The following is a 4,782-nucleotide window of genomic DNA, read 5'->3' as shown; positions in this document are numbered from 1 at the left end:
GGTGTCGCAGCAGCGGGCCTTCATTGGGTCCGGGTCGGGCAGGGGATACGGACAACCGCGGTCGGCACGCCGAAAGCAGTGCCAGTACCGGTCGGATTCGGGGGCGTAGCGGTAACCCACTCCGGGAGTGAGCACGCCTTTCCACTCGCCCGGCCAGAGACAGGGCCGGAATTGGCACAGCGCGTCCAGGACATCCACCGATCGGTTGTCGATCTGAATCTTCATGCGCCCTCCCGAATCACGGACGCGAACCCGAGTAGCGACAGATCCGCCGTCCACTCGATCCCCTCCCACGCCCGCAACTCCGGACGCAGGACCGACAGCGGAACCAGCACGCGCCAGTCTGCGCGATCCTCCCGATAGAGCAGGACCGGGATCAACCCCGCGCGGCTCGCCTGCTCGGTGGCCTGGGTCCACCACTGAGCGAGTTGGCCAGCGGTGGCGCGGGCATGTCGCTTGACCTCGGGGGCGAACCGTCGCAGAGCATCGGCGGTGGGACCGTCATCCTCGGGATGCACGATCAGGTCGTAACCGCCCGCGCGCGACTGCTCCAGGTTGCGGATCAGCCGCACCCCGAGTTGGTCGTGGATCTCCCGGCAGACTTCGCGCTCGCCGGTGGCGCCTTTGGTTCTCTGCATCCTGCTCATGGGTGCCTCCTAAAACGGGATCTCGTCGCCGAAGTCATCGCCCCGCGGTGGCGCTGGCTCCCGTTGCCGCGCCCCTGGGTTCGCCTTCGGTCGTGCGGTGCGCGCGCTCACCAGCGTATCGGCCAGTAGCGTGAACTGCTCGCGTTCCTCCCCGTCCTTGGTGGTGTAGCGCCCCTTGGTCAGCTTGCCGACCGCAGACACCATCTGTCCCTTGGCAAGCACCAGCAGCGATTCGGCATTGGTGCCGAAAGCCAGCAGATCGATCCACCAAGTTTCTTGGGTCTCGGCATTGCTCCCAGCCTCCACGGCCAGTCTTGCGGTGCCCATGGGCTTTCCCGCCTTGGTGGTGCGTTCGGTCGGGGCGAAGGCCAGTCGGCCATAAACGGATGCAATGATCGTCATGTAGTGCTCCTTTCGGTTTGAGGGGGTCTAGCGGCGTTGTATTGGTTGCAGCGGATTTCGGCCTCCGGCCACGGCCAGCAGGAACCGGGCTTATGGCTCGCCGGGGCGTCTGCCAGACACTTACCCATGCCGCCGATAGGATTGATCGGGTCTGGCTCGAAGTGGCGACAGCGGGCGCAGACGGCCATCTGACGCGGGATCTCCGCTTGCTCGGTTGCGGGCATGTCCTCCCAGCGCGCCAGACCGAGCGCGAGGGCTTGCTCGTGCATCTGGCGCAACCGCTCGGGATCGCGGGCCAGACCTTCAAGCCATTCCGTCACGGCGATGGGCTCGTCTTCCTGCCAGTGACGCAGGAGGGCATCGGCAATCTTCCGATCTTCGCCAGACAGAGGAGGTGCAGGTGGCGGGTCCGGTTCAACCTCGACGGTGCAGCCGGGGTAATCCGCCTGGATCTCGGCCAGCGTTGCCGGCGGGCATCGGGTGACGGATAGGACGGTGCCGTCCGGCTGGATGACGCTGAACATCCGGTGAACGGGCAGCGGCTCAGGAACCGGATGCTCGGCATCGTTGGCGGCGAGGAGGGCGAGGATCTCGGCCTTGTGCTCGCGGATCTTGGCGCGGGCGTTTTCGCTCAGTCGAGACGATGGCGAGACGATCAGGCGATCATCGTCGATGGACAGCGCGAAACCTTGTCCCGCCAGATCGGACAGCAGCGCGGCGGCGTTCATGGCGCCCTCCGCAATGGACGCGGATACACCGTGGTCAGTCCTTCCGTCTGACGCGATTCGAGCGGGAGCGGTTGACAGCACTCCAGTTGCCGGACAATGACGCCGATGCTTAACCCTTGTCTGGGCGGGATGCAGAGAATCAGCGTGGTATGCGGCGGGTTCCACATGCCCCATTCGGGAATCGGTTGCGCCTGCCAGCCATGTTCAGCGCCCCAATCGAGCGACGCACCGATTCCGCTGGCATAGGGTTCGGTTGTCACAAGGCGGCATCCGTACCAGTTCCACACCTGGGTGTGATCGAAACCGGATGGACCAACCCCGCAACGCATCCCGCCCGCGTTGTCCCCGAACAGCGACACCCATGCACGGCTTTCCTTGACCTCGGCAGCGTCGATGAACCGGATCGTCCGCAAGGCGGTATCCAGTCCTTCGCACGCCCCTTTCAAAGATGGGTAGCTGGCATGCCCTCGTATCAGCCCCTTAAGGTGTGGAGCAAGCTTGAGATATTGTGGCAGATCAAATACCGACTCGATTTCACGGGTGACATATCCTCGCTCAGTGCTGGTCGCGTATCTGGCAGACATCTCGATGCGATGGTGAAATTTCATCAGAATGCCTCCCTGTCTTCGTCGATCTCGCTGTCTTCGGTTTTTTGGTGGACAGCGTGGACATGGTGGACGGCGCTAGTAACCACGCGGGTTTGTGCCTGTCCACCTTCGCTAGTGGGCAGGTGGACAAGGTGGACAGGTGCCTTGTCCACTGCGTCCTGTCCACCTTGTCCACCTTGCATTTCGGCATGGTGGACAGTCTCTAACCCTTGCGGTTGCTGGGCTTGTCCACCATGTCCACCATGTCCAACTGTTTTTATAAGACGGCTATCATTTTCCCCATCAAGGATGGATGACTTGACCGAATACATGCGCGGACGCTCCGCCCCGATGCTGACACGCTCCTGAAGTTTTCCTTCGCTCGTGTGTAAATACCCTGCCCTCTTCAGCGTCCTTGCAATCGTCGTCTTGTCGTTCCCCGGTGCGGCCTCGACCAGCCCGGCATCGGTGAACATCCATTTCCCGGCCTTCCGATCCACATACCCCACGCGATCTCGTACCGGCTCAGGATCTCTCGCTGTTGGCTGGTATTCGTTCCCCCAGCGGTCGGTCTTCGTCTCCGGCTCCGGCTCGTTGATCCGTTGGAACCGGCTCTCGTGACGAAGAATGAATGCCCGCACACTGGCGACGATGCGCTCTTCGTCGGTCTCCGCCGATGCTCCCAGCCAGGCGGTCGCAACCTCCTTGACCGATGCCCGCACCTCCTCCTTGCTGGCTGGAATCAATCCGGCATCGGCGGCGAACTCGCCCGCGACCGCGATCAGGGCGAAGCGACGAACCGCCCGCGCGGTTTCGGCTGGTAACGGGCGGTCGATCAGGTCGGCAGACACGTCTGCAATCCGCTCCTTGACGTACTGACGAACCGCTGACGCGCTACTGAACCGCTCGGCAATCAACCGGACCAGTTCCGGGCCAGCCGTGCCGTAGGTGCGCGCGCAGGCGACCTTGACGCCAGACACAATCGCTTCGCGCTCGGACGCGGGCGAGGCTTCGGCAATGTCGGCAATCTCGACATCCAGGGCGCGATGCGTCAGACCGCCCTTGACGGCGCGGGTCTTGGTGCCGTCGCCGTCCGGGTCCGACATCCGAGCATGAAGGGATAGCTCGCCGGTACTGATCGCGATGGTTCGCCAACTGCGCGGCTCCTTCATTTCCCGTGCGGAATTGAGCGCCGTCTTGCCTTGGCCGCCCGCAAGCTGATAGATCAGCGGTCGGATGTCGCCCACGGTCGAACTGCCGAGTTCATCCAGGACCAGCGGCATATCCGAATGCGACTCGGCCAGACCCTCCAGACCGTTACCCGTGACGTTCCAGCGACGAATAAAGGTCAGGCTCGGGGCGTCGTTGGGATCGGCAGCGCAACCCCAAGGCGAGGCTGAAATCTGCCCAACCGTCGTCTTCCCGCGCGAAGTCTTCCCCCAGAAATGCAGGACGAACGAATCGCCCGCTTCAGCGAAGGCGAGGAACGCTGGTGCCAGCCCTCCACACAAGGCGAAGAGCATCGGGCGGTGCCGACAGGCTGGCGCGGCAACCTTGGCCTGCCAGTCTTCCAGGGTGCCGGATGCATGCACGGTGCGGACGGTCGGCGAGTAGCGGTCAGGCTGGAAAACCACCTGCTTGTTGCCGTCGCGGGTGATGACGCGATCCGGCATCACGAACGAGAGCGCGCCGCTCGGGTCTTCCATCCAGCCCAGACGCTTGGCCGATAGGATGCGTTCGGTCGGTCGCCAAGCGGCGAGGTAATCGGGAACGCGCTTGCCCCTGGATGGCAGGATGTCCAGCCCCTGACGCGATAAATCGGATACCAGCGTTGCCGGGTCTTGGTGCAGCCGATCAGCGGGGATCGACAACTGTTGCTCGGTGCCGTTGTGGTCTTTGAAGGCCAGGACCAGACCCCATTCGCCATGCGCGCCGGTGGTGCGTCCGATGACCCGCAGCGGGCCGCAGGTGTAGAGCAGCTTGGTCTCGTTCTCGGTTTCGCGGATCTCGAACACTCCGCCTTTCGAGAGCTTCCAGCCGTCCGGGGCTTTCGGCTTGCCGGTCTCATGTTGCGCCGGCGGATCGGTTCCCCTGGTTCCCTCATCAGGCGAAGCGAATTCGACCCAGCGCGCGACATCGGCCATGGCATCGGCAGCATCCCACTCCCTTTGCGGCTCTCCTTGACGCGGTACGTCGAACTTGAATTGGCTTCCGTCCGGGCGGTATCCGTCGCGCCGATCCAGGGCAAAGAGGTTTCCCGCTCCGTCCTTGCGGTACCGCGCGATGACGCCATCCGCCAGCCGGAGCAGGAAGCCGTTATAAGATCCGGGATCTGGTTTGATCTGAACCTCGGACTCCCCCAGCCATTGCCATGGCGGGATCGTCGCCGGTCGTCGCAGCGACACATCCGGCTCCGGG

6 protein-coding genes are annotated in these 4,782 nt (G+C 63.7%); all 6 read right to left on the bottom strand.

Annotation, left to right across the window (positions count from 1 at the left end; translation table 11 throughout):
* Positions 1-225: hypothetical protein (locus QZY07_RS11500; protein ID WP_295402574.1), on the bottom strand; the 225-nt coding region annotated here is incomplete at its 3' end.
* Positions 222-647 carry a hypothetical protein gene (locus QZY07_RS11495; protein WP_295402572.1) on the bottom strand — a complete coding sequence of 142 codons (426 nt, stop codon included), beginning with the start codon at positions 645-647 and terminating at the stop codon, positions 222-224. The genes QZY07_RS11495 and QZY07_RS11500, both read right to left, overlap by 4 nt.
* A 9-nt stretch (positions 648-656) precedes the next feature.
* On the bottom strand, positions 657-1,049 hold the full coding sequence (locus QZY07_RS11490) for a single-stranded DNA-binding protein (protein WP_295402571.1): 393 nt from the start codon (positions 1,047-1,049) through the stop codon (positions 657-659).
* Complete coding sequence (locus QZY07_RS11485) at positions 1,046-1,777, bottom strand: hypothetical protein (RefSeq protein ID WP_295402569.1); 732 nt, start codon at positions 1,775-1,777, stop codon at positions 1,046-1,048. Before QZY07_RS11485 ends, QZY07_RS11490 begins: the two co-directional genes overlap by 4 nt.
* The gene (locus tag QZY07_RS11480) at positions 1,774-2,385 is read right to left on the bottom strand and encodes a hypothetical protein (protein WP_295402567.1); all 612 of its coding nucleotides are present in this window, start codon (positions 2,383-2,385) and stop codon (positions 1,774-1,776) included. The genes QZY07_RS11485 and QZY07_RS11480 overlap by 4 nt, the downstream gene beginning before the upstream one ends.
* A partial coding sequence (locus tag QZY07_RS11475; protein WP_295402565.1) for a DUF927 domain-containing protein occupies positions 2,385-4,782 on the bottom strand: 2,398 nt, incomplete at its 5' end. The genes QZY07_RS11475 and QZY07_RS11480, both read right to left, overlap by 1 nt.

The organism is uncultured Thiocystis sp., from assembly GCF_903866365.1.
Lineage (GTDB): Bacteria > Pseudomonadota > Gammaproteobacteria > Chromatiales > Chromatiaceae > Chromatium.
This window is presented reverse-complemented; position numbering and strand designations above follow the sequence as displayed.